The organism is Halalkalibacter krulwichiae (genome assembly GCF_002109385.1).
GTDB lineage: Bacteria > Bacillota > Bacilli > Bacillales > Bacillaceae_D > Halalkalibacter > Halalkalibacter krulwichiae.
This window is the reverse complement of the sequence record NZ_CP020814.1, coordinates 944,130-969,566: the sequence shown is the minus strand read 5'-3', so window position 1 is coordinate 969,566 and position 25,437 is coordinate 944,130. Positions and strand designations below refer to the sequence as shown.

The following is a 25,437-nucleotide window of genomic DNA, read 5'->3' as shown; positions in this document are numbered from 1 at the left end:
ATGTGTGAACATTGAGTCATTCTCGTTTTTCTCCCTCTAATGGCAACGAGATCTTCACACTCGTACCAACATTATACGTACTTTGAATTTGAAAAATACCTCCATGGTCTTCAATAATCTTCTTACAAAGTGGGACACCTATTCCGGTACCTTTGGACTTTGTCGTAAAAAAGGGTTTTCCTAATTGGTTTAAAACAGATTCAGGCATTCCTTTTCCATTATCTTTTACTTCAATCACATAATAATTATTTTCAATCATCGTTTCAATCGTTAACGACCGATTCGAATTTGATTTTCCAAAAGCTTCAACAGAATTTCTAAGGATGTTTAACATCACTTGTTTGACCATTGATTCATTCACATAAACAAGTTGCTCTGTTTCACATACTTGCAAATGAAATTGTACATCGTGTAGCAAACATTCCGCTTTAATAATCTCAGCTAGGGAGTTCATGATTTGAACAGGGGATTGCCAACGTCGTTCCATTTTTCTTCGAGAAACGGACAGAAAATCTTCAAGAATACCGTTCATCCGATTTAATTCAGTCATTACAGTATCATAATATTTATTATGATCATTTGTCAGCTTAGCCAATTGTAAAAACCCTTTAATTACTGATAAAGGATTACGTAGTTCATGAGCTACCCCCGCCGCAATATGAGAGACAGCTTCCATTTGATGATGGAAGGTTAGCATGTTTTCAAACTGTTTCTGTAAAGAACGATCTTCAAAGACTAGATAAACAACCTTTTCATCACTAAATGGAATTGCCTTAATTTTATATAAAAATTCATCTACTTCAAAATCTCTTTCTTCACTACAATTACTTTCTAATGCAGATTCAGCAATTGATAAACTAGTTAAGAAAAAAGAATTAATTAGACTGAGTTCTTTTAAAGAAAACAGCTGTAAATCTGCTTCGTCACTCTTAGTCATTTCTAAAAATGGCTGATTCCATTTTAATATATGTAAATGTTGATCTACCTCTAAAAAAGGGATTCCAAGCTGATCCATCAGTAGATGTCTCTCTAACATTTTCTCTGCTGTTAAAGTCGAAAAGATAGCAGTTGCTTTTGGATGTATTTTCGGACCTACAGACAATTGTTTACTCCCTTTTGGGGTTTCTTTTGGATTTAGGTGCCTATTATTCATAAGGCCCCACCCCCTCTATTTCTGCCATTTTGAATAAATTCCCATTATTTAATAATTCTGCACCTTCAATATTCGCTACATATTACAGTAGTTCCTCTTTTTTCTGCACATTTTCTTTTTATTCTCATAAACTGTGATTATGTTAACTGACGAAAAGGGGTGCTTTCATGAATGTAATAATGCAGCAACTCGTAAACAACAAGGTTAATTCACTTACTACAAAAGAACTTTTAGATTTAGCTTCTCAGTACAATATCCCACTAACTTATCAACAGGCAGAAAAAGTAATAACAATTATTCGTTCAGAGCAAATTGATGTGGCTAATCAAGCGCAGGTTCATAGAATCATACAACGTCTTCAAACAGAGGTAGATCCTCATGTTTCATCTGTTATTCAACAATTATTAAGTCAATTTAGCCAATACCTATAGCATTCCACTTTATCAATAGAAGATAGGCTCTCATACTTAAAGAAAAGGGGGCGTCTCAAAAGGCCTAGTTTTTTGAGACGCCCCCGAGGACTTTCAAAAAAGCCTCTTCTTCGATTTCACTTTATTTTCATATAAGCATTTTAGTTCGAATATCTTCATCAAAATCCCCACCTAAAAGCATCTCAATTTCATGCTTATAAGGGGCTTTTTTATTCTTTTTTTCTTCACCTATAAATGGCGTTTCTAAAATTTTAGGAACTTCTCTTAACTGGGGATGATGAACAATATAATGAAGGGCTTTAAACCCTATATGTCCAAACCCGATGTTTTCATGACGATCTTTTGCAGCTCCACGTTCATTTTTACTATCATTAATATGAAGGACTTTCAAGCGATCAATTCCGATCATACGATCAAACGAATCTAATACACCGTCAAAGTCTGAAACAATGTCATAACCAGCATCATGAGTATGACAAGTATCAAAACAAACAGATAAACGTTCATTATGAGTAACACCGTCAATTATTGCAGCTAACTCTTCAAAGGTTCTTCCGCATTCAGATCCTTTTCCTGCCATCGTCTCAAGCGCAATTTGGACATCACGTTTTTCTTCAAATACTTCATTTAATCCTTCAATGATCTTTTTAATGCCAGCTTCAGTACCAGCACCAACATGGGCACCTGGATGTAAAACAATTTGCTTTGATCCTAATGCTTCTGTACGCTCAATTTCTGATCTTAAAAAACGAACTCCCAGTTCAAATGTTTCAGGCTTGGTTGTGTTTGCAATGTTTATAATATACGGAGCATGTACAACAATATCGGCAAGTCCATTCTCCTTCATATGAGCAAAACCTGCTTCAATATTTAATTCTTCAATAGCTTTTCTCCTTGTGTTTTGAGGAGCCCCTGTATAGATCATAAACGTATTTGCTCCATAAGAATTAGCTTCTTCACTCGCCCCTAGAAGCATTTTTTTCCCATTCATGGATACATGGGAACCCAATTTAACGGTCATTTTCCCTCTCTCCCTTTTTCATTCTAACTATTATTTTTTCTTTTTTATTCGTCTTTGTCTTTGTTCTTCTTTTGCTTGCTTAAATCGAGCTTTTTTCTTATAACCTGGTTTTACTTTTTTAGCTTTCGCTACTGCTTTACCACCAGTTCGTTTTTGTTCCTTATTTTTATTAGGTTCTGATTTATCTGCTGCTTGTTTACTTGTTTTTTTCTTTCCTGGTACACCTAATGGAGCACGGTCAAGCTTTATCCAATCTCCTTGCTTGAAATCGTAATAAGTAAACTTCACACCACGTTTTAAAAGTTTTTCAACAGCAGTTTGATCGTGGTTTTCATATATTGTATAGGCAATTCCATCCATTCCAGCACGTGCTGTACGTCCTACACGATGAATATAGAAGTCCAAATCTTTCGGTAAGCCGTAATTAATGATATGAGTTACCCCTTTAACATCAATCCCACGAGCAGCAAGGTCTGTAGCAACTAAATATTGAACTTTTACTTCTTTTACAAGTTTCATCACTTGTTTTCTCTGCCTTGGTTGCAGACCTCCATGAAGACGTTCAACATTTAACCCTGCTTGTGTCATTGCATCAGCAACTTCATCCGCCTGTTCTTTCGTGTTTGTAAAAACGATTGCTAAATATGGATTAATCGATTGAGCAATTTCGACTACAAATTTAATCTTCTCACGATGCTTCAGCGGAACGATACGATGTTCAATCTTAGTTGCTGTAACATGTTTTGGTTCCACTTGGACATGGCGAGGATCAGTCATATATTTCTTGAGGAAAGGTTGTAGTTTTTCTGGTATCGTTGCCGAGAAAACCATCATCTGTAAATCCTCTGCCATCCTTGAAGCAACCTTATCTACATCAGCAATAAAACCCATATCAAGCATTTGATCAGCTTCGTCCACAACTAGCATTGAAGCTGTATAAACTTGTAAAGCTTGATCATCCATTAAATCACCAATTCGTCCTGCCGTACCAATTACAATATGAGGTTGAACCTTCAAGCTTTCAATGGCACGAGCCCGATCCGTTCCACCTACTAACAATTTAGCATGAATCTGGTCATTCTCAGGACAAAAAGCAATTAATTTCTTTAACTCATCAAATAATTGCCCTGCTAGCTCTCGAGTCGGTGCAGTGATCACTGCCTGTACTTCACTTTTTTTCGTGTCAATCCGATCTAAGATTGGCAACAGGAATGAAAGTGTTTTCCCTGTTCCTGTTTGTGATTGCCCAATAACATCTCTCCCATTTCGAATTGCTGGGATTAGCCTTTCTTGTATATCAGTGGGCAGTGTAAACCCTTGCTCACTTAGTGCCTCAATTAAAAAAGGCTGCAGTTCAAATCTTTTGAAATTTTCTGCTATCATCTTAATAATCAACTTCCTTCCGAGTTCCTTGTGCAATAGTTCATTTTATCATACTTTGACAGTTTAAAGCTATTTTCGTTGCTTTTTATATCTTTCACCGTAAAAGCTTCTCATGCATATATCTACATATAAAGACCATTTAACTGTATTTATTTTTATTTTTCCCCAAAAAAACAGCCAGTACACTTTTAATAGGATTGATTTTTTGAAAGGAGACTTTTACATGCAGCCATTTTTTGGACCACCATTTAGCTCAATGCCAATGCAGGCTCCTCTACAAGGCATGTCACAAGCAGGCACAATGTTTTCTGGAGTTCCGATGCAATCTGCGATGACAGGCTTAGGAGGTCAAGCAATGAGAGGAGGAGGTGGCTTTCTTTCTAGATTACTTGGCGGACTCGGAGGCGGTCTAGGAGGGGCACCAACTGCAGCCTCTGGACCTATGATGGGAGGACTATCTTCAGCAGCTTCAGGTGGAGTAAATCTTGCAAATATGTTAACGAATGCACAGAAAGTATTAGGTTTAACACAGCAAGTTCTTCCTATGATTCATCAATATGGTCCACTGATTCGAAATGCTCCAGCTATATTAAAGATCATGAGAAGTAACAACTCAACTGACGAAAGCTCCTCATTTAACACTGATGAACCAGAAACATCAGTAAATGCAACCTCAGAACCTATTCATACCTCTGAATGGAATAATAATGAGGTAGAAACTACTCACATACCGATTGCTGAAGTAACCGAATCCGAGCCTATAGATTCAGTAACAAATTCTCAAAGAAACATAAGTCGGCAGAAGTCTGGTACTATGTTCAAACCAAAAAAAGTTGATGGTATTCCTTTACCAAAATTGTATGTTTAAACAAAAGTAGGGTAAACTAACTACCGCGAACACATTTTCCAACATTTTTTATTGACAACAGTATGAGCAAAATAGTAAAATTTACTTTTATTTTCTTTTATGTTATACTGTGATTACTACCCGATTGGAGGAATGCCCATGTTTAAAGTTGGCGATCACGTAGTCTATCCTTATCACGGTGCTGGAACAATTCAAGACATCGAAGAAAAAGATGTGTTAGGAGAAACACACTCTTATTTTATTCTGAATTTTCCACTAGTTGATGTGAAACTTATGCTTCCAGAAACTAAAATCAACGATTCTGGTTTACGTAAGGTGATAGAGCAATCAGAGTTAGATAATCTTGTAGATGCATTACAAAATGGACCTGAGATCCCCCTTCTACAAGTCACTTCTCACGTGAGACCGAAAATCTATTGAAGAGCGGGAGCATCATTGATGCAGCTCATCTGATTTCTTCTCTTTCAAAGAAACAAACAGAACGGGCAAATGGCCTCCACATCCAAGATCGTAATCACTTACAAAAAGCTCGACAAATGATCGCGAGTGAGTTAGTTCTCGTCAATGATATGACAGAGGAGCAAGCATACGAATTCATTGATGAAGCACTTAGCGAGTTAAAAGAAGCGTAAGGATTGTCAGTGATTAGAAACTCCTTTATACTAAATAATAGGTTAAGAACATACACCATTCGTATTAACGAATGGTGCTATTCTTTTTAAAAGAACACTTAATGTAGTTCTATTAGTAGGAGGCCTTTCATGAACGTTAAGAAAATTTCTCCAAGGGGATATTGCTATGGTGTTGTTGATGCAATGGTATTAGCTAGACAAGCTGCAGCTAACTTGGATTTACCAAGACCGATTTATATTTTAGGTATGATTGTTCATAACAAGCATGTAACAGATGCTTTTGAAGATGAAGGGATCGTTTCATTAGATGGTCCAAACCGCGTGGAAATTCTTAAGCAAGTTGATAAAGGAACTGTCATTTTCACAGCGCACGGTGTTTCACCTGAAGTTAGGAAACTTGCGAAGGAAAAAGGGTTGACCGTAGTTGATGCAACATGTCCAGATGTAACACGTACACACGACTTAATACGTGAACAAGTTGCGAATGGATACGAAATCATCTATGTAGGTAAAAAAGGTCACCCAGAGCCAGAAGGAGCAATCGGCGTAGCACCGGATGCTGTTCACCTTGTGGAATCAATTTCTGACGTTGAAAGTTTATCAATCGAAAATGACAAAATTATTATCACAAATCAGACAACTATGAGTCAATGGGATGTAAGTGAAATCATGAAAAAGGCAATGGAATTATTCCCTAGCGCTGAAGTGCATAATGAAATTTGTCTTGCAACTCAAGTTCGTCAAGAAGCTGTTGCTGAACAAGCAAAAGAATGCGACCTAGTCATTGTCGTAGGCGATCCTAAGAGCAATAACTCAAATCGTTTAGCTCAAGTATCAGAACAAATAGCAGGAACAACAGCTTACCGAATTGGTGATCTCTCTGAGTTGAAATTGGAATGGTTAAAAGGTGTACAAACTGTTGGTGTAACATCTGGTGCTTCAACCCCCACTCCAATAACAAAGGAAGTTATCGCTTTTCTTGAAAATTATGACTCAGAAGATGAATCAACATGGGAAATCGAACATAAAGTAACACTCAAAAAGATACTTCCTAAAGTGAAACAAAAATAATAAAAATATTAAGGCCCATGATTAATCATGGGCCTTTTTGCGAGATCTAGAAAAAAGGTAAAAGGCGACCTTTTTTCTTTTAAGTCAATTCAAGGATGTTGCATTGGCTTCTCTCTCTGCGCGGTCTCTGAGAAAACCACTCAGAGCCCTTAAGACCTGGCAGCGGTTCCGCTCAATGCTACGAGATCTAGAAAAAAGGTAAAAGGCGACCTTTTTTCTTTTAAGTCAATTCAAGGATGTTGCATTGGCTTCTCTCGCTGCGCGGTCTCTGAGAAAACCACTCAGAGCCCTTAAGACCTGGCAGCGGTTCCGCTCAATGCTACGAGATCTAGAAAAAAGGTAAAAGGCGACCTTTTTTCTAGATCTCTTATACAAATTGGAAGGGGTCGGTGTTTGGTTTTGAGGCGATTACTTTTGTTTGGTAGTTTTGTTTGGTTAGATATTGTTCTAAATAGGATTTTACGCCTTCTTTCATAATCTTTTCGACGTTGTGACCTGGGTCAACGATATTTAGGCCGTCCATCATAGCATCGTGGGCAACATGATAATAAACATCACCTGTCACAAACACATCTGCTCCTTTAAAGATTGCTGTGTTCATATATTTATTACCATCTCCACCTAGTACAGCAACTTTCTTTACTCTCGTTTGTAAGTCGCCTACGACGCGAGCTCCTTTAACATCAAAAACTGCTTTTACATGGTCTGCAAATTGAGCAAGAGTCATTTCATCTTCCAATTCCCCAATTCTTCCTAATCCTAATACTTCTCCTTTATTATCTAAAGGAAAAATGTCAAAAGCTGGTTCCTCATATGGATGTGCTTTTAAGATAGTTGTTATGATTCTTTTTTGAAGGTGGCTCGGGATAATTGTCTCGACCTTAACCTCTTCCACAAACTCCATTTCTCCTTGATGACCAATATAAGGATTTGTTCCTTCCTCTGGCTTAAAAGTTCCCGTCCCCTTGCTGTTAAACGTGCAATGACTATAATTACCTATATGACCTGCCCCCGCTTCTCCTAGAGCGTCTCTCAACTGTGTAACATGTGTTTCAGGAACAAAGACAACGACCTTTTTCAAATCAACAGATTGAGTAGGTGAAAGCACTTCCGTTCGCTTCAGTCCGAGTGCATCAGCCATCATGTCATTTACTCCACCTTGAGCCACATCTAGATTCGTATGAGCTGCATAAATTGCGATATCATGTTTAATTGCCTTTTCTACAATTCTTCCATGCGGTGTCCCAATATCAATTTTCTTTAATGGTCTAAAGATCAATGGATGGTGAGCTATAATGAGATCAACCTGCTCCTCAATCGCTTCGTCCATCACGTTTTCCAATACATCAAGGGCTATTAACACTTTTTTTATAGGCTTATTTAATGTTCCAATCATTAAGCCATTTTTATCACCTTCAACTGCATAAGACTTCGGAGACCATTGTTCAAAGTATTGAATAATCGCTTGACCATTTATGTATCTACTCATTTTATTACCTCCTCAACCATCTGAATTTGCTCTCTTAACTCGTTTCGTTTTTGCTTTACTTGATCTGTTTCAGTTGCTTTTTCGAATTCCTGTAATATTCTTTTCCAGTTAGCGATTTCATAACTCCACTTCTTTTTAAACGTCTCATTTCGTTGTTGAATTAAGAAAGGTCCAAGTAAGAGCTTTTCCTTAGTTTTTTCTGCATATAATTCTGTATCGTCACCAGGTTCAGCTACAAGTATTTCATAGATTTTTTCATCTTCTTCAATTATCTCTTCCGCTATAAGTAACCATCCATGTTCCCTTAACCATAGCCTAATTAGATCTGCAGAGACATTGGGTTGTAAGATTAGTTTTTTTACACCTATTAACTTATCCTTTCCTTCATCAAGAATGGTCGCAATCAATCCTCCTCCCATCCCAGCAATCGTAATCGTATCAACTTCCCCTTTTTCTATTACAGCTAAACCATTTCCTTTTCTAACTTCAATGCGGTTTTCTAAATTTACTTTTTCCACTTGTTTCTTCGCTGACTGATAAGGTCCTTCATTCACCTCTCCAGCAATCGCTGTTACTTTGTCATCTTGTATGCATAAGTAACAAGGTAAGTACGCATGATCAGACCCAATATCAGCTATTTTTGCCCCATTCGGAACGTAATTGGCTACTCGAACGAGCCTCTCGGATAACTGCTTCTCATTCATTTTATCACCCTACATTATATTCATTTTATTTCATACTACTCATAAAAAATATTAATTTCAACTCTATAGCCATGCGTGACAATTTAGTAAACTAAAAGAAAAGACGAGAGCGCCATCACTCTCGTCTTCAAACTATTATTCAGCTCCTGCAAGAAGGTACTGAGCAATTGCATCGGCTTCAACATCATTTAAGTTAGAAATAGCAGGCATCGCACCATATCCATTTAAAATAATGTCAGTGATTTCTTCAGCAGAATAAACTCCATCTAGGTCTGTCAGCGCTGGCCCAGCACCACCAGCAAGATCTCCACCGTGACAGCCAATACATGACTGTTGAGCAAGTTCTTGTCCAGCTGTAACTGGATCTTCAAATTCTGTTACTTCTTCTGTTCCCTCTGCTTCATCTGCATTCATTGCTTCACGTTGGTTCAGCCCTACAAAAGAAAGTGCTATCATAAGTAAGATTCCAACAATTGCAGTGACAGCAAAAGGTAAAAGTGGTCTTCCCTTCATCGTCATATCCTCCTTTACGTTATATCGGATCAACACATATCGTCAAACAACTATGTAGACGTTAAAGATTCCCTTATCATTCTACTTTATATCATCCTTAATGAAAAGGGCTACTTATTGATTTTGCTTTTTTTGTCACTCTTTTAACGAAAAAGAAAAATCATTATTAAAAGTATAGCTAAAATAGCTGATATCGTAAAGATTCGCATAGACCATTTCCGGCCAACATAGAACCAGGTAAGGGCATGCCCGATTATTGTCATTAGTAAATAGAATGAGTTATCTGTCAATACAACAACAATGTTAATCGATAACAAAAATAAAATAATGGCCGAAATGATAGAGTATAAACTAAATAAAAGGGTATTTGGCGTATTTTTAGCAATTATGATAGTTGTTAACAGAATAAAACTGATGCTCACTATTTGCATTGCTAAGGAAAAATCAGTAAAATAAATGACAAGAACTGCTAAAAGAAATAAAAGTTTTACGGCTATCAATAGATAAACACTTTTAACGTTTATCTTAGATTGATTTGACTCATCTTGTATTGTTCTCCTTCGGAATAAAGCGTGAGAAGAAAATCACAGTAATGGTCTGGCAAGAGCTTAGACTTTTTCCAATATTGAATTTCTCTAATAATAATCTCTTTTCTATGCTTGTCCATCCTTGCCTCCGCACAAAAAAAATCAAAAGGCCTGTTCTCAAAATCAAAATGATTTATATTGAACAAGACCAATTTGAATTAATAGCTAGCGATCTAAAACGTTTAAATAAAGCTCTAAATTTTATTCAAGGAAGTCTTTTAATCGCTTGCTTCGGCTAGGGTGACGAAGTTTTCTTAAAGCTTTCGCTTCAATTTGACGAATTCGTTCACGAGTAACTCCAAATACTTTCCCAACTTCTTCTAAAGTTCTAGTCCGTCCATCATCAAGACCAAAACGTAAACGTAATACATTTTCTTCTCTATCTGTTAAAGTATCAAGAACATCTTCTAATTGTTCTTTTAACAATTCATAAGCAGCTGCATCTGAAGGAGCAAGAGCTTCCTGATCCTCGATAAAATCACCTAGGTGGGAGTCATCTTCCTCACCGATTGGCGTTTCAAGAGAAACTGGTTCTTGAGCAATCTTTAAGATTTCTCGCACTTTATCTGGAGTTAAGTCCATCTCTTGAGCTACTTCTTCCGGTGTAGGCTCACGACCAAAATCTTGTAGAAGCTGGCGCTGAACTCGAATTAATTTATTAATCGTTTCAACCATATGAACCGGAATACGAATTGTCCTGGCTTGATCGGCAATTGCACGAGTAATCGCCTGTCTTATCCACCATGTAGCATACGTACTAAATTTATATCCTTTTTCATAATCAAACTTCTCAACAGCTTTAATAAGCCCCATATTTCCTTCTTGGATTAAATCCAGGAATAACATCCCACGACCTACATACCTTTTTGCGATCGATACAACAAGACGTAAGTTAGCTTCAGCTAGTCTTCTCTTCGCTTCTTCGTCTCCCTGTTCTATACGTTTGGCAAGCTCAATTTCTTCCTCAGCTGAAAGAAGGGGAACACGACCAATTTCTTTTAAATACATACGAACAGGATCATTTATTTTTATTCCTGGCGGTACACTTAAATCATTTAGGTCAAACTCTTCTTCATCCTTTGCTGCTTGCTGGAGATTCGGAACATCGTCTGTTTCATTCAGAACTTCAACCCCTTGTTCACCAAGGTATTCGAAAAATTCATCCATTTGATCTGAATCCTGATCAAATGCAGCTAGTTTCTCTGTAATTTCTGCATATGATAGGACCCCACGCTTTTTACCTATCTCCACTAATTGTTCTTTTACTTGATCGATGGACAATTCACCTTCTGCTAATGGGCGTAGTGGTTTATCTGCCATTCGATCCCCTCCTTCCATTGTTCAAAACCAAAGCCTCTTGCCTCGTACATTTCTGTTAAAGTTCTTGTTTCATACGGTTGATCTCCATTAACAACTTTGCCGCTTGCAGTGGATCTTGTTCCCGTTTCATTTCAAGTTCTTTCTTCTGTATTTGTACCCGCTTTGGATAAGTTTCAATCTGTTTCATATAGTCTTGAATTTCTTTCTCGTGATATTCTTCATTTACCGAAAGCATTCCAAGCTCTGCCGCTATTCGAATCAGCTTTTCATCTTTTAAGCTTTGGATGAACAGACTAGGGTTAGCTTCATTCCCTTCTCCATAAAAGGCATAAAGAAAAGCAGCAATTGCTTGATGTTCCTCAATGTTAAACGCACCACCAATCTGCTCTTGAACAGTTTCGGCTACCTCAACATTTCTCATCATATGCGCGAGCAACAATCGTTCGGCATTTTGATAAGCTGGTAATAACTTTTTAGTCTCAAACGACCTGCGGGGTGTAACTTTCTTTTCGGAAGAGTAAGTCTTTTCTTTCCTATTAGCCCGGTAAATTTGGTATTGTTCTTGTTTTAAAGCTTCAAGAGACAATGAAAATTCATCAGCAATTTGACGCAAATAGTGGTCTCTTTCTACCGCTCGAGGAAGCGATGAGATTTCAGAAAGAACCTCCTCAATATAGCGCATTCGCTCCGATTCATTTGCTAAATTTTTCCCGCGACGTAAGTAACGCATTTTGAAAGACATAAATGTCAAGCTTGCCCCTATTACATCCGATTTAAATCGATTAGCACCGTATGTACGGATATAGTCATCGGGGTCTAAGCCCTCAGGCATATCAGCAATTTTAATTACACAGCCTGCCTGTTCTAAAATATTTGCAGATTTAAAAGCTGCATTAATTCCAGCTTGATCGGAATCGTAACAAATGGTAACTGTTTCAGCATTTCGCCTTATTATTTTAGCTTGTTCTTCCGTTAGAGCAGTACCAAGAGTAGCAATAGCGTTTGAAAAGCCAGCTCCCCAAGCAGCTATTACATCAATATATCCTTCAAATAAAATGACCGTACCTTCCTTACGTATAGAAGGTCGTGCTAGATGCAAGCCGTATAACGTCTGTCCTTTATGGAAAATCGGTGTATCAGCACTATTTAAATACTTTGGTTTCTCATCAGATATAGTTCGGCCCCCAAAAGCAATTACCCTTCCTTGACCATCCCATATCGGAAACATAAGTCTGTTTCTAAAGCGATCAAAATATCCATCCTTGGATTCTCTTTCTCCTACTAACCCCGCCTCAACCATTAAATCAAGAGAATATTGCCGCTTACTTAAAATCGTTGTAAGAGAGTCCCAGCGATCAGGAGCAAATCCAATTTGAAATCGCTCAATCTGTTCCCGAGTAAATCCTCTTTCTTTCACGTAATTACGTCCATCTGCTCCTTGCTCCGTTAATGTAAGAACATGATAATACAGCTTTGCAGCAATCTCATGAGCAGATTTCATTCGTTCGCGAGGCCCATCTGCAGGCTTTGTTGCCGAATTAGCTGATTCAGGCAACTCGATATTCAATTTTGTACCTAATTTATTAACAGATTCAATAAAGGTAATCCCTTCAATTTCCATTAAAAAGGAAAAAACATTACCGCCTGCCCCACAGCCGAAGCAATGATATAACTGCTTATCAGGTGAGACAGAAAATGAAGGTGATTTTTCACCGTGAAAGGGACATAATCCAATATATTGTCGACCTTGCTTTTTTAGTTGTACATAATCACTTATTACTTCGACAATATCTGATGAGCGTCTAATTAGATCAACCTTCTCATCTGGTATCCTTATGCTCATTATGTCATCACCATCTTAAGTCTTTAAAATTCGAGCTTTTTTGCGAAGATCCTTCTTTTTTTGAGAGAATTTTTGACAATTGGTTAATAAATTTTAAACGATCCTCTTGTTGAAAGGCTTTAGGCCCTTTTGTTTTTCCACCCATCCTCCGCTGTTTCTGTGATAAATACCGTGCATCAAGCATTTGAACGATTGTATCTTCGTTATAGAGTAATCCCCTAGGAGATAATGTTTCAACCCCTTTTGATAACAAAATCGAAGCAAGAGCATGATCTTGGGTCACACATACGTCCCCTTTTTTGACATGATTCATCAAATAAAGATCTGTAGCCTCTTTTTCATTATCGACAGTGACAACTTTTACTGAAGACGGCAATGTTAAGAAATGGGAGTAAGAAGACACAAAGACCATCTTTACTTTGAATTGCTCACAAACTTCCACTATTTCATTTTTTACCGGACATGCGTCAGCATCAACATATACTATTCGAACTATATGATTCATATTAGTTGAATTCAACATCCCTCTCAAAAATCCTGCTATCATTTTAAAGAATTTCGTAGATATTTGTCGAACGAAACAAATGCCACTTGATTTGTTTTTTTATCCTTACTATCATTACCAAAAAACGAAGAAAAAGTCTTGACTTTTAAAATTTATTTGTTCTTTTTTTCTTTATGACAAAAAAAATTCTCTAGAATCACAATTCTTTATTATACGCAAGTTTTGCTTTCTTGCAAAGCATTTAGTCATTCTTGGTCATTTTATGAAGTAAAATGGTTTATCACATACTTAGAGATAAATTACTTTTCCTGATTTTGTTTTCACTAAAAAAGAGCACCTTGTTTGCACAAGATACTCTAATCAATGATTATTTTTTCAAGAACATACTCGAGATTAGATTAGCCGTTTCCTCTACTGCCTTATTTGAGACATCAATAACAGGACAACCAATCCTATCCATAATTTTCTCTGCATAAGCTAATTCTTCTTTAATTCTATCAAGATTAGCATAATTAGCCTGTGCTTTTAGACCAAGAGCCTTTAAACGTTCAGCCCGAATATCATTAAGCTTTTCAGGGCTAATCTTTAACCCTACGCACTTTTTCGGTGAAACATGAAACAACTCTTTTGGAGGTTCAACTTCTGGTACTAGTGGGACATTCGCTACCTTTAAACGCTTATGAGCTAAATATTGAGACAATGGTGTTTTGGAAGTTCTAGAAACACCAATAAGTACGATATCTGCTCTCACAATCCCTCTTGGGTCTCGACCATCATCATATTTCACTGCGAACTCGATAGCTTCAACTTTTCGAAAATAATCTTCATCAAGACGATAAATTAATCCCGGTTCATATCGAGCTGATTTATTTGTTAACTGTCCAATCTTTTCTATCATTGGACCGATTATATCTACTATTTCTACCTCAGCCTCTTTAGCTAAAGCTGTCAGGTGGTCTTTAATCTCTGGAACAACTAGAGTAAAGGCGATTAGTGCCTTCGCTTTGCTTGCCAGAATGACCACCTCTTCAATTGTTTGCTTATCTTCTACATATGGAATTCTTCGAACTTCGAGTCCTGCACTACTGAATTGACTAGCAGCTGCTTTAACAACGAGTTCAGCAGTTTCTCCAACTGAATCAGAAACGACATACACTACAGGACGCTGCTTAAACTCTTCCATTCACCTTCCCCCTCCTTACTACTCAAATTCCTTAAATCACTTCGTCGTTAGCTAAATCAACAAGTAGCGCTGTAATATTCGTTTTCGTAATACGACCAATTACTTCAAATCCAGATCCACGGTCAACTTCTTCAATAATTGGTAAACCATCAATTTGTTTATCAATTAATTTATTGGCCACTTCAATTATTAAATCTTCTTTCTTGCATACAGTTATATTAGGCATTCTCGTCATAATAATACTTACAGGGATAGATTCAAGCGCTTGCTTTCCTAAACTTGCACGTAATAAATCTTTTCTTGAGAGTACCCCAACTAACGTATTATTTGCATCGACTACGAATAGCGTGCCGACATCCTCAAGAAACATCGTACAAATCGCATCATAAACTGAAACAGATTGCTGTACGACAACAGGACGTGACTGATAATCATTAACTGTAATATGTTTAACTTTATCTGCTAATAGTTGACTACCAGATTTTCCGGTATAAAAATATCCAACACGCGGTCTTGCATCTAGATATCCCGCCATAGTAAGAATTGCTAAATCGGGCCTTAACGTAGCACGAGTAAGAGATAGCTGTTCTGCTATCTGTTCACCCGTAATTGGACCATTATGCTTTACAATTTCAATAATTTGTTCTTGCCGGCTTGTCAGTTCGATTGGATTTCACCATCCTTAGCACCCAAAGTGCTATACTAATACGAGATTATTATATACGAATGAAAGCCCCTATGAAAAGTGATATCACTCATTTTTTTGTTTTTATTAATTTAGTATAGCTTAAATAGGATGAACTTAATGTACGATTAAGCAAAAACAATCGCTTGAAATTGAGCAAATGATCGAATGATTTCAGCCAAGGCACTCATCTGATTTAAGCGGTTATTACGTAATTTTTCATCTTCAGCCATTACCATAATATGATCAAAGTATTGATTAATCACAGGTTCAGAACTTGCAAGTGCATCATACGCTTCCTGTACATTATTTTCTTTTAAAGCTTGCTTAACCTTAGAAGACAAATCAATATACAGCTGATAAAGTTCGTTTTCCTCGTTTTTCTCGAATAACTTTGGATTGATTTCTCCTTTATCAGTAACTTTTTTGGATATATTCGTAACACGACTTAATGCTTCTACAACCTTTTTGAACGATTCCTGCTCTCTCACTTCAGAAATTAACAATGCTTTTTTAATGATTGTCGGTACATGACCAATTTCATTAGTTAACACTGCATCAATGACATCGTATTGTACCCCTTCTTCTTGTAACAAAGCTTTAACTCTTAATCTAAAGAAATCAATAAGATCTACTTTGATTTCTTCTGTTTCTCTTTTTAATAAATTTCGACTTTCTGCAACTTCTAAACTAATTTCAAGCAGTTGCTCTACTTTTACATCAAGAGAGTAATCTTTAACCATCTGAACTACTCCAGCTGCCTGCCTTCTTAAAGCATAAGGATCTTGAGAGCCCGTCGGTATTAAACCAATTGCGAAACATGTAACAATTGTATCTAATTTTTCAGCTAAACTTACAATGGTAGCCGCTAATGTTGAAGGGCTATTGTCGCCTGCAAATCTAGGTTGATAGTGCTCATTAATTCCCTTTGCTACTTCATTCGGTTCTCCTGCAAGCTCCGAATAAACCTCACCCATTCGGCCTTGCAGTTCTGGGAACTCGTACACCATTTGTGTGACAAGGTCAAACTTTCCTATTTCAGCAATGCGACTAGCGGTTTGCTTAGTGTTAGCATCAACCAAAAGCAATTCAGTAAGCTTATTTACACCTTCTCCAACACGGCGTACTTTGTCTCCAATTGAACCTAATTCTTCATGATAAACAATTTGCTCTAAACGCTTAAGAGCATCGTTAATAGCTAATTTTTGATCTTCACTATAAAAGAATGCAGCATCCGATAATCTCGCTCTTAAAACCTTTTCATTACCCTTTGAGACGTTTTCTAAATGCTGATGATCACCATTACGAACAGTAATGAAATAAGGCAATAACTCACCTTTTTCATTCTCGACAGGGAAATAACGTTGATGCTCTCTCATTGATGTAATTAAGACTTCTTTCGGAAGCGTCAGGAAATCTTCGTCAAAACTCCCAGAAAGCGCAGTCGGGTATTCTACAAGATGTGTAACTTCCTCTAGTAGATCCTCATCAATTGGGACAATCCATCCATTTCCTTCAGTCATTGCCTCAATTTGATTCCGAATTGCTATCTTTCGTTCATCAGGATTTACTAGTACATATTGGCCCAATAAAGCTAAGCTGTATTCTTTCGGTTCTGAGATTTCTACTTCTTTTCCCAAGAATCGATGTCCATACGTCTTCGCACCTGTTTCAATTGATGTAATTGAAAAAGGAACTACTTCCGTACCATACAAGGCAACTAGCCATCGAATTGGTCGAGCAAAACGAAGATCATTGCTTCCCCATCGCATGTTTTTAGGGAAATGCAAAGATGTGATTATATCTTTTAAGGCAGGGAGAAGTTCCTTCGTTTTCTTCCCTTTAATGAATTTCTTTGCAAAGATATATTCAACACCTTTTATTTCTTTAAAGAATAAATCATCTGTATTTACCCCTTGGCCTCTCGCGAAACCAACTGCCGCTTTAGACCAATTTCCTTCTTCATCAAATGCTATTTTTCTTGCTGGACCTTTTGCTTCTTCTTCAATATCTGATTGATTCTGTTCAAGGCCATTTATTAAAATTGCCAATCTCCTTGGTGTTGCGAATGCTTCAATACCTTCATATTGTAGGCGTTCTGCCGATAACCAAGCCTTTACCTTTTCTTCTAATTGATTCATTGAATCTGTTACGAAGCGGGCTGGTAACTCCTCGAGCCCAATTTCTAATAAAAAGTCTTTATTAGCCATTGATTTCTCCCTCCTTCTTTTTCAACATAGGAAAACCAAGTCTTTCACGCTCATCATAGTAAAGTTTCGCTGCTGCTCTCGCCAAATTTCTTACACGTCCAATGTACCCTGTACGTTCTGTAACCGAAATTGCTCCTCTTGCATCAAGAAGGTTAAAAGTATGTGAGCATTTCAAGATATAATCATACGCTGGAAAAACCAGGTTTTCGTCTAACGCTCTTTTGGCTTCTTGTTCGTATGTCCCAAAAAGAGAGAAGAGCATTTGACTGTCAGAAACTTCAAATGTATATTTTGAATGTTCATATTCAGGTTGTTTGAAAATATCACCGTACGTAAAACCTTCTACCCACTCAAGGTCAAATACATTTTCTTTATCCTGGATATATGAAGCAAGTCTTTCAAGGCCATATGTTATCTCTGCCGATACAGGGTTTGCTTCCAATCCACCAACTTGTTGAAAATACGTAAACTGCGTTATTTCCATTCCATCTAACCAAACTTCCCACCCTAAGCCTGCACAGCCCAGTGTTGGATTCTCCCAGTTATCCTCTACAAAGCGAATATCATGCTCTAAAGGGTTAATTCCAAGAGCTTCTAAGCTTTTTAAGTACAGCTCTTGAATATTAATTGGAGAAGGTTTCATAATGACTTGGAATTGGTGATGTTGGTAAAGTCTATTTGGATTTTCTCCATACCTTCCATCCGCTGGTCTTCTAGACGGCTCGACATATGCAACATTCCAAGGCTCCGGACCAATCGTACGCAATAAAGTAAATGGGCTCATCGTTCCAGCCCCTTTTTCCGTATCATACGCTTGCATAATCATACAATTTTGTTTCGACCAAAATTCTTGTAAAGTCAAAATCATATTTTGAACATTCACTATTTCCTACCTCCTCAATTCTTGATATGATGCATTCACATGTTAAAAGCATAAAAAAACCCTCATCCTTATGTCCAAAAAGACATAGGGACGAGAGTTTTTCCCGCGGTTCCACCCTAATTATTGAAGGTTAGCTTCAATCACTTTCAACGAATGTGCTCCAGAATGCCTTCTTTACACGTTTGAGCCCTAGCTCTCACCACCCTAGGTTCGCTTTCTCAAAGATGTGTAAATACTCCTTTCCTTCTATGCACCATATACTATTATTAGCATCATACTTAAATTCAACTTCACTGTCAACACACGATCAATCAAACCCCATTCTTTGCATTTGTTCTAGAAATCTTTTTGATTTTAAACGCAGCCCAGAATATTCATCGTAGTAAGCAGAAATTACTTTCTCTAGCTCTTGCTTCGTTTCTTTTTTTAACGAAATTTGGCCAAGCCTTGTTAAATCAATGTAATAGAACAATCTTAATAAACGAGCAGCATGACTTGAAAGCTTGAATGCTCTTTCATCTTTATATAAGCAGCTTCTACATAAAAAACCTGCATGTCGAATCGAGAACGCTATAGGTAACTCTTGAGAACCACAACTTACACATTGATCTAATTCTGGTTTGATTCCAGCAACAGCTAGCATTTTAAGTTCATATATTCTTAACAACACTTCCGGGTCTATCCCTTCATCCAAATAATGAAGAGTTTGATAAAGCAATTCGAAAAGGAAAGGATTTCTTTGACTCTCTTCTGTTAACTTATCTGTTAACTCAACTATGTACGATCCATAAGAGGCTAAAAATAGATCGTTTCGTACCTCTCGAAATGAGTTTGTTATATCCGCTTGATTTAACTGTCCTAAGCCAGAACCTCTCTGAAATACAAAAGTTCCATACATGAATAGTTGAGAAGCAGCCGAAAAGCGATTTTTCGGCTTTTTTGCTCCTCTTGACATAACACCAATTTTTCCTAATTCTCTTGTGAATAAAGTAACTATTTTATTTGACTCTCCGTAATCCGTAGTCCGAATTACTATTCCCTCAACTTTATGAATCATTTTCTTTCACCACACATCCTTGTGAGGTGTCAACATACGACTAATGCGTCGGAGCGTCTGATATTTCCATCTCCTGTACGTCTTCTTGTCCGAATTGTTCCTCTGAATCGCGCTCTAGTTCTTTCAACAATAAATACGTATCCACATTACCTGTCATTGAAAAGACTTTCCATGAAAAATCGAGCATATCAGAATCCACCTTTCTTCTTCATAAGACTGCAACGCTCTATACTTGTATGATGACCTTCTTTTCTGAAATCATGTTATGGAAAAATTGCTAATTAAAAACCCTTGACTTTTTCACAATCTCCAAAACATGTTGTTATCATTATCATAAGCTTTCAAAGTAAAAAAAACAATGGATATACGCCCAATGGACGACAGGACTAACATCGACTTACTATGTTCAATTTTATTAAGGGTAGTAACCTTACAGCAATAATCTTTCAACTGCTACCTTAGCTTAGTGAGAGAAATAAAAAAGGTATTTCAAAAGGGTCAGAAACCCTTTTGAAATACCTTTTAATATTCATCTTCACGGAAACCAAAATCACGTAAATGAGCAGCTTTATTCCGCCAATCTTTTTGAACCTTAACCCATATTTCTAAAAACACCTTTGAGCCAAGTAAAGCTTCAATATCGCCCCTAGCTCTTTTTCCTACTTCTTTTAACATTGAACCTTGCTTACCAATAATAATCCCTTTTTGAGAACTGCGTTCAACGATAATTGTCGCACCAATATAAACTGTATCACTATTGTCACGTCGTTTCATTTGCTCAACATTCACAGCAATTGAATGAGGAATTTCCTCTCTTGTTAGGTGCAATACCTTCTCACGAATAAGCTCACTGACAACAAATCTTTCTGGGTGGTCTGTCACTTGATCACTCGGATAATATTGCGGGCCTTCCTCTAAGTATTCTGTAATCTGTTCCATTAATGTCGGAACATTATTCCCTTGTAGAGCTGAAATAGGAATAACTTCTTTAAACTCATGTTTATTTCGATACGTTTCAATAACTTTAAGTAACTCATCTGGATGGATTTTATCGATTTTATTAATTACTAAAAAAACAGGGGTTTTTGTTCCCTTCAATCGCTCAATAATAAACTCTTCTCCAGTTCCAAATGCTTCAGCAGCATCTACCACATAAAGAACTAGATCAACCTCTCTTAAAGTATTTTGAGCGACTTTCATCATGAAATCACCTAATTTGTGCTTAGGTTTATGAATTCCTGGGGTATCTATAAACACAATTTGTGCTTCATTATTAGTAAAAACACCTTGAATTTTGTTTCTTGTCGTTTGGGGCTTGTCCGACATAATTGCAATTTTTTGACCAATCACATAGTTTAATAAAGTTGATTTCCCTACATTAGGTCGCCCAATAATTGAAACAAAACCTGACTTAAAGCCTTTTTGATTATTATTCATTCATATCCTCCGCTGTAAATGCTCCCGGTAACAAATCTGCTACCGTCATTTCTTCTATATCACCCTTTAAATTAGTAAGTATAACATTTGTATCTGCCCCGCACAACTCAACCATTACTTGGCGACATGCCCCACAAGGCGGTACTGGTCGGTCTGTCCCTGCAACAACTGCAACCATCTTCACCTTACGATTACCTTCTGAATAAGCTTTAAACAATGCTGTTCTCTCTGCACAATTCGTTAACCCATAAGAAGCATTTTCAATATTAGCTCCCAAGTAGACCGTTCCATCTTCCATTAGCAATGCTGCACCTACTGGAAATTTTGAATACGGGACATAGGCCTGTTCTCTTGCTTTTTTAGCTTCTTCAATCAATTGTTCTTTTCTCAATTATTTTCATCCTTTCTTCTTGAACGAACATGTACAACCATATTGTTATGGTCCACTTCTGTTTCAATATTATCCATTATTGCTTCCGGATCTGGAGGAACAACCACACCACCAGATATAATAAATTTCAATCCTTGTTCAACGGTCATATTTAAGACAATAACATCTTGCTGCGGAACAAGAACTAACCAACCAGAAGTAGGATTAGGAGTCGTCGGAAGAAATACATTAATACATTCTTTGGATGTCACTCTTTGTACTTCACCTTTTGATTCACCTGTTTGAAAACCGACGGTATAAAGTCCTTTTCTAGGATACTCAACTAATACAACATTCTTAAATGATGAGCGCTCTTGAGCAAATGCGTGAATAACTTGTTCAACCGATGTATAAATAGAATTTGCAATAGGGATTCGTCGGAACGTCCGATCTATTGTGCCAAAAATTTTAATCCCTCTCCCTTGAATTCTCATCGCTCCTACCCATGTAATTAACAAAATCGTCAAAACAAATCCAATTCCAAGTAAGCGTTCAGAAAAAGGTGTGTACACACCAAGAAAATAAATTCGTCCTTCCTCAACGGTAATAACGTTAATGGCTTTTAAGAAATCAGTTATAAATGAGCCGAGAAAGGCGTCAACTAGGCCAAATAAGAATTGAATAACATAGATTGTTGCAATAGCCGGTAACAAGAAGATAATCCCAGCTATGATATTCTTCTGAAATCTTTTCCACATATTCGTGGGAGCTCCTCTCAACCAATCTCAATATTCGTTCAAAACGGTTATTAACATAATTCGCCCTCTAGGACGCTATAAGAAACAATGACTTACCTACGGGTATCGGCTACACTCTCTGCTTTAATTCTTTCAAAAAGGCAATAATTGACCTTTTTGAAAGAATTGTAATATTGGTGGAAGGAATAAGAGTAAGCCTATAATGACGGCAAATAAGCAATAAACAAATACTGCTGCAGCAGCAATATCTTTGGCTCGTTTAGCTAATGGGTGAAAATCTTTTGTAACTAAATCTACCGTTCGTTCAATAGCTGTATTCATTATTTCCAGTGAAAACATTCCTGCAATCACTAAAAGTAAAATGAGCCAATGATTCAAAGGTAATTGAAAAAAGTAGGCTGCTACAAGAATACATACCGCTGTTATCAGGTGAATTTGCATGTTCTGTTCGTTCTTCAAAACATACATTAATCCTTCTGTTGCATATTTAAATGACCTTAATAATCTTCTGAACCCTTTTTTATTCCTATCTTGTAAGCCCATAAGCTGATAAGATGTCCTCTTGCCTTGAGAACATTTCCTTCTCTTCGGCTTCTGTCAAATGGTCGTAGCCAAGTAAGTGTAACATCCCATGAACAGTTAAGAAGCCTAATTCACGATTAAATGTATGTCCATACTCTTCAGCTTGAGATTTAATATGACTTAATGAAATAATAATATCTCCTAGAACGTTGGGCATGTCTGGATCTGTCTCGATTGCAAGTTCATCTTCACTTTGTTCATTTAAAGCAAAGGAAATCACATCTGTCGGTGTATCTTTTCCTCGATAATCTCGATTGACTTCTTGAATTCGGCGCTCATCTACAATGGTAATAGAAACCTCAACTTCACCTTTTAATCCTTCAAGCTCTGCTGCCTTTATAATTACCTCTTCTACAAGTTTTTGCTGCTCGTTTGAAAGTTCATTCGTTTCATCATGAAAATCAACTGTTACGTTCATGCTTCTTATCTCCTTTACCTTTAACGTCCTCCGGGTACTCAATTCTTTGATGAAATGTACCTTTAAGTGTTTCACAGATTGACACAGCCACCTGGTCTAACTCCTTTAGAGTTAAATCTGATTCATCAAATTGTCCATCTTCTAGTTTATCTTGAATGATTTTTCTTACTAGTGTTTCAATCTTATCCGGAGTCGGTTTTTGAATAGTACGTACTGCCGCTTCAACACTATCTGCAATTCCTACGATCGCAGAAACCTTTGTTTGCGCTTTTGGTCCTGGGTACCTAAATTGTGACTCTGGTATTTCCTGTTCAGATTCTTTGTTTGCTTTATGATAAAAGTACTTTAATAAAGTAGTACCATGATGTTGCTCAGCAATATCAATTATTTCCTTTGGCATTTTATATTCTCTTAATAAGTCTGCCCCATCATAAGGATGAGCAATAATAATGGTTCTACTTAACTGAGGAGAAATCTTATCATGCGGATTTTCCATTTTCATTTGATTTTCAATGAAAAAGTGCGGTCGTTTCGTTTTACCTAAATCGTGATAATAAGATCCGACACGAGCTAATAAGCCATTTTCACCTATAGATTCACATGCAGCTTCTGATAAGTTCCCAACAACAACACTATGGTGATACGTTCCCGGAGCTTCAACAAGAATCTTTCGAAGCAAAGGGTGATTGGGACTTGATAGCTCAATTAATCGAGAGGTTGATAATATCCCAAAGCCCGCTTCAAAAAATGGCAACAATCCTATCGTTAAAACAGCTGCAATAAATCCTGAGAGAAAAGCAAACGCCATATGCATCCCAATTTCCACCCAACCGATTTGCACCATTCGCATAAACAATAGCGATAAAACCGCAATCATATTCACAAATGAAATAAATAGTCCAGCCCTTAAAATCCGAGACAACCGGTTTGATTTACTAAGAAAGTACGCTCCAGCAAATGAGCTAAAAAGAATATAGAACCCATAACTGAAATGAAAAGTACCTACTGTTTCATTGTTGAATACAATACTCCCTATGACAGCAAACATGATACTCGTAAACAAAGCTACACGTGTATGAATTAAAACGGTTATGAGCATAGCTCCTATTGATACTGGTACAACAAAGCCTACGCCTTGAACCTCTAGCCCTTCTAGCAGACTTGTGATTTTCATTATTATAACGGTCAAGATAAAAATAATTGTAAACATCAGCAGATGACTATTATTTTTTTGTACCGACGTTTGCGCTTCATTAAGGTAGTACGAAAGCATGCTTATGATTAGTCCTATTAGAATCGCTAGACCTATATAAGGAAACACATTAAACGAATCATCCAATAGACCCACAACTCTTAATTGCTCATAAATGTCGTGATTAATCATTTCCCCTTCTTTTACAAGAAGTTGACCTTCTCTTATTAGAACTGGTTCAACACTTTCAGCCGCTTCTTGTCTTAATTGATCAGTCGCATTGGCATCATATATATAGTTAGGAATAATTGCAAATTCAGCGACCTCTTGCATCGCTTCCAGGAGATTATTACTAACAGTTGATATTGAGATTTGGTTTCTGACTTCTTCTTTAGCTTCCGGTAAATCACGAGTAGAGATTCTTTCACTCATGATTTCATACACAGCATTCGTTGTTGTTTCACGCGCAATTTGCAACTGTGAATCACTTGCTTGTAAAAATGTTTCTAATGTTTGATCAGATATATCATTGCTTGTCCTAGGAGATAAAACTTCTTTGACAAACTCAACTTGATCTGACAAAGCATCATCTGCCTCTCTCTCTTCTTCAGGACTAGCGCCGGTCTCTTCATCTTCATCCACTAATTCCTCTGTTCGAACTTGGTTGACCAAGTCAAAAATGTCATGAATTTTTCTTACTTGATTTTGAGAATACTCTCTTTTTAATTCATAAACAGGACCTACTTCATCTACAGCAGCACTTCTCCGTTCTTCTGTAGCTGTTTTATGTTCAACCGTTATGGGAGATCTTATATCATGGTCAGCCACTTGTGATAATTCAATTTCTAATTTCTCAGGAATCACATTGCCAACCAATAAAATATAGAGAACTATCCCTATCGTAAAAAAGAGGATACTCCTTATGTAACGATGATCCCTGACACGCTTCCACCAAATTTGTTGATCAATGGATGACTGTCTTCTCAATGTTTTCACCTCACAATCGTCAACTTTTTCATTTATAAAGGAAGAGGCTGTCTCAAAAAGGTCGCTTGTTTGACCTTTTGAGACAACCTCGAAGCAATAAGTGTAGCCGCTTCATTACCGTTTATGATTTTCTCTCATAAAGGTGCCTGTACTAC

General features: G+C 37.1%; 27 protein-coding genes. 5 read left to right on the top strand and 22 right to left on the bottom strand.

Annotated elements, in window-relative coordinates:
* Window positions 1-16 precede the first annotated feature (16 nt).
* A complete protein-coding gene (locus BkAM31D_RS05060; RefSeq protein ID WP_066153665.1) occupies window positions 17-1,153 on the bottom strand; it encodes a two-component system sensor histidine kinase NtrB in 1,137 nt (378 codons plus the stop codon).
* Window positions 1,154-1,320: 167 nt separating this feature from the next.
* Between BkAM31D_RS05060 and BkAM31D_RS05055 the strand changes: the two genes are divergently transcribed.
* Entirely contained in the window at window positions 1,321-1,584 is a 264-nt protein-coding gene (locus BkAM31D_RS05055; protein ID WP_066153662.1) for a DUF2624 family protein, read from the top strand.
* Between the two features lie 127 nt (window positions 1,585-1,711).
* Here the strand turns inward: BkAM31D_RS05055 and BkAM31D_RS05050 are convergent, their stop codons facing one another.
* On the bottom strand, window positions 1,712-2,605 hold the full coding sequence (locus BkAM31D_RS05050) for a deoxyribonuclease IV (RefSeq protein ID WP_066153659.1): 894 nt from the start codon (window positions 2,603-2,605) through the stop codon (window positions 1,712-1,714).
* 30 nt (window positions 2,606-2,635) lie between these two features.
* Window positions 2,636-3,988 carry a DEAD/DEAH box helicase gene (locus tag BkAM31D_RS05045; RefSeq protein ID WP_066153656.1) on the bottom strand — a complete coding sequence of 451 codons (1,353 nt, stop codon included), beginning with the start codon at window positions 3,986-3,988 and terminating at the stop codon, window positions 2,636-2,638.
* Window positions 3,989-4,211: 223 nt separating this feature from the next.
* Between BkAM31D_RS05045 and vrrA the strand changes: the two genes are divergently transcribed.
* The 4 genes from vrrA to BkAM31D_RS05030 all read left to right on the top strand — a co-directional run bounded on the left by vrrA (window position 4,212) and on the right by BkAM31D_RS05030 (window position 6,559).
* The gene (gene vrrA, locus BkAM31D_RS05040) at window positions 4,212-4,856 is read left to right on the top strand and encodes a VrrA/YqfQ family protein (protein WP_066153652.1); all 645 of its coding nucleotides are present in this window, start codon (window positions 4,212-4,214) and stop codon (window positions 4,854-4,856) included.
* A gap of 138 nt (window positions 4,857-4,994) precedes the next feature.
* Window positions 4,995-5,276, top strand: a complete 282-nt coding sequence (locus BkAM31D_RS24670) for a CarD family transcriptional regulator (protein ID WP_306807448.1) — start codon at window positions 4,995-4,997, stop codon at window positions 5,274-5,276.
* A complete protein-coding gene (locus tag BkAM31D_RS24665; RefSeq protein WP_306807447.1) occupies window positions 5,273-5,488 on the top strand; it encodes a hypothetical protein in 216 nt (71 codons plus the stop codon). The genes BkAM31D_RS24670 and BkAM31D_RS24665 overlap by 4 nt, the downstream gene beginning before the upstream one ends.
* Window positions 5,489-5,617: 129 nt before the next feature.
* Window positions 5,618-6,559, top strand: a complete 942-nt coding sequence (locus BkAM31D_RS05030) for a 4-hydroxy-3-methylbut-2-enyl diphosphate reductase (protein WP_066153646.1) — start codon at window positions 5,618-5,620, stop codon at window positions 6,557-6,559.
* Window positions 6,560-6,926: 367 nt separating this feature from the next.
* On the opposite strand, the gene BkAM31D_RS05025 is transcribed toward BkAM31D_RS05030, so the two are convergent.
* From BkAM31D_RS05025 to BkAM31D_RS04940, 19 genes are all read right to left on the bottom strand, one after another.
* Window positions 6,927-8,048 (bottom strand): Nif3-like dinuclear metal center hexameric protein, encoded by a 1,122-nt coding sequence (locus tag BkAM31D_RS05025; protein WP_066155381.1) that lies wholly within the window; start codon window positions 8,046-8,048, stop codon window positions 6,927-6,929.
* Complete coding sequence (locus tag BkAM31D_RS05020) at window positions 8,045-8,752, bottom strand: tRNA (adenine(22)-N(1))-methyltransferase (RefSeq protein ID WP_066155384.1); 708 nt, start codon at window positions 8,750-8,752, stop codon at window positions 8,045-8,047. The genes BkAM31D_RS05025 and BkAM31D_RS05020 overlap by 4 nt, the downstream gene beginning before the upstream one ends.
* A gap of 135 nt (window positions 8,753-8,887) precedes the next feature.
* Window positions 8,888-9,265: a cytochrome c550 gene (gene cccA / locus BkAM31D_RS05015; protein WP_066155389.1), complete on the bottom strand. Its 378-nt coding sequence runs from the start codon at window positions 9,263-9,265 to the stop codon at window positions 8,888-8,890.
* Between the two features lie 520 nt (window positions 9,266-9,785).
* On the bottom strand, window positions 9,786-9,932 hold the full coding sequence (locus tag BkAM31D_RS23455) for a hypothetical protein (RefSeq protein ID WP_157076832.1): 147 nt from the start codon (window positions 9,930-9,932) through the stop codon (window positions 9,786-9,788).
* A 121-nt stretch (window positions 9,933-10,053) separates the two neighbouring features.
* On the bottom strand, window positions 10,054-11,172 hold the full coding sequence (rpoD, locus tag BkAM31D_RS05010; RefSeq protein ID WP_066155391.1) for an RNA polymerase sigma factor RpoD: 1,119 nt from the start codon (window positions 11,170-11,172) through the stop codon (window positions 10,054-10,056).
* A 55-nt stretch (window positions 11,173-11,227) separates the two neighbouring features.
* Window positions 11,228-13,015, bottom strand: a complete 1,788-nt coding sequence (gene dnaG, locus BkAM31D_RS05005; RefSeq protein WP_066155395.1) for a DNA primase — start codon at window positions 13,013-13,015, stop codon at window positions 11,228-11,230.
* Window positions 13,016-13,022: 7 nt separating this feature from the next.
* On the bottom strand, window positions 13,023-13,538 hold the full coding sequence (locus tag BkAM31D_RS05000; RefSeq protein WP_066155398.1) for a YaiI/YqxD family protein: 516 nt from the start codon (window positions 13,536-13,538) through the stop codon (window positions 13,023-13,025).
* A gap of 349 nt (window positions 13,539-13,887) precedes the next feature.
* A complete protein-coding gene (locus BkAM31D_RS04995; RefSeq protein WP_066155401.1) occupies window positions 13,888-14,703 on the bottom strand; it encodes a pyruvate, water dikinase regulatory protein in 816 nt (271 codons plus the stop codon).
* A gap of 31 nt (window positions 14,704-14,734) precedes the next feature.
* A complete protein-coding gene (gene ccpN, locus BkAM31D_RS04990) occupies window positions 14,735-15,370 on the bottom strand; it encodes a transcriptional regulator CcpN (protein ID WP_084372235.1) in 636 nt (211 codons plus the stop codon).
* A gap of 146 nt (window positions 15,371-15,516) precedes the next feature.
* The gene (gene glyS / locus BkAM31D_RS04985) at window positions 15,517-17,598 is read right to left on the bottom strand and encodes a glycine--tRNA ligase subunit beta (protein WP_066155410.1); all 2,082 of its coding nucleotides are present in this window, start codon (window positions 17,596-17,598) and stop codon (window positions 15,517-15,519) included.
* Window positions 17,591-18,481, bottom strand: a complete 891-nt coding sequence (glyQ, locus tag BkAM31D_RS04980) for a glycine--tRNA ligase subunit alpha (RefSeq protein WP_066155413.1) — start codon at window positions 18,479-18,481, stop codon at window positions 17,591-17,593. The genes glyS and glyQ overlap by 8 nt, the downstream gene beginning before the upstream one ends.
* A gap of 307 nt (window positions 18,482-18,788) precedes the next feature.
* Window positions 18,789-19,538 (bottom strand): DNA repair protein RecO, encoded by a 750-nt coding sequence (recO, locus tag BkAM31D_RS04975; RefSeq protein ID WP_066155416.1) that lies wholly within the window; start codon window positions 19,536-19,538, stop codon window positions 18,789-18,791.
* A gap of 40 nt (window positions 19,539-19,578) precedes the next feature.
* A complete protein-coding gene (locus tag BkAM31D_RS04970) occupies window positions 19,579-19,725 on the bottom strand; it encodes a YqzL family protein (RefSeq protein WP_084372237.1) in 147 nt (48 codons plus the stop codon).
* Between the two features lie 335 nt (window positions 19,726-20,060).
* Window positions 20,061-20,975, bottom strand: coding sequence for a GTPase Era (era, locus tag BkAM31D_RS04965; RefSeq protein WP_066155419.1), 915 nt, complete (start codon window positions 20,973-20,975; stop codon window positions 20,061-20,063).
* Window positions 20,968-21,366: a cytidine deaminase gene (locus BkAM31D_RS04960; RefSeq protein ID WP_066155425.1), complete on the bottom strand. Its 399-nt coding sequence runs from the start codon at window positions 21,364-21,366 to the stop codon at window positions 20,968-20,970. Before BkAM31D_RS04960 ends, era begins: the two co-directional genes overlap by 8 nt.
* A complete protein-coding gene (locus tag BkAM31D_RS04955) occupies window positions 21,363-22,103 on the bottom strand; it encodes a DUF502 domain-containing protein (protein ID WP_066155428.1) in 741 nt (246 codons plus the stop codon). The genes BkAM31D_RS04960 and BkAM31D_RS04955 overlap by 4 nt, the downstream gene beginning before the upstream one ends.
* A gap of 132 nt (window positions 22,104-22,235) precedes the next feature.
* Window positions 22,236-22,571, bottom strand: coding sequence for a diacylglycerol kinase family protein (locus BkAM31D_RS04950; RefSeq protein ID WP_371807183.1), 336 nt, complete (start codon window positions 22,569-22,571; stop codon window positions 22,236-22,238).
* 58 nt (window positions 22,572-22,629) lie between these two features.
* A complete protein-coding gene (gene ybeY / locus BkAM31D_RS04945) occupies window positions 22,630-23,103 on the bottom strand; it encodes an rRNA maturation RNase YbeY (RefSeq protein ID WP_066155434.1) in 474 nt (157 codons plus the stop codon).
* Entirely contained in the window at window positions 23,087-25,282 is a 2,196-nt protein-coding gene (locus BkAM31D_RS04940; protein WP_066155437.1) for an HD family phosphohydrolase, read from the bottom strand. Before BkAM31D_RS04940 ends, ybeY begins: the two co-directional genes overlap by 17 nt.
* Between the last annotated feature and the right edge of the window lie 155 nt (window positions 25,283-25,437).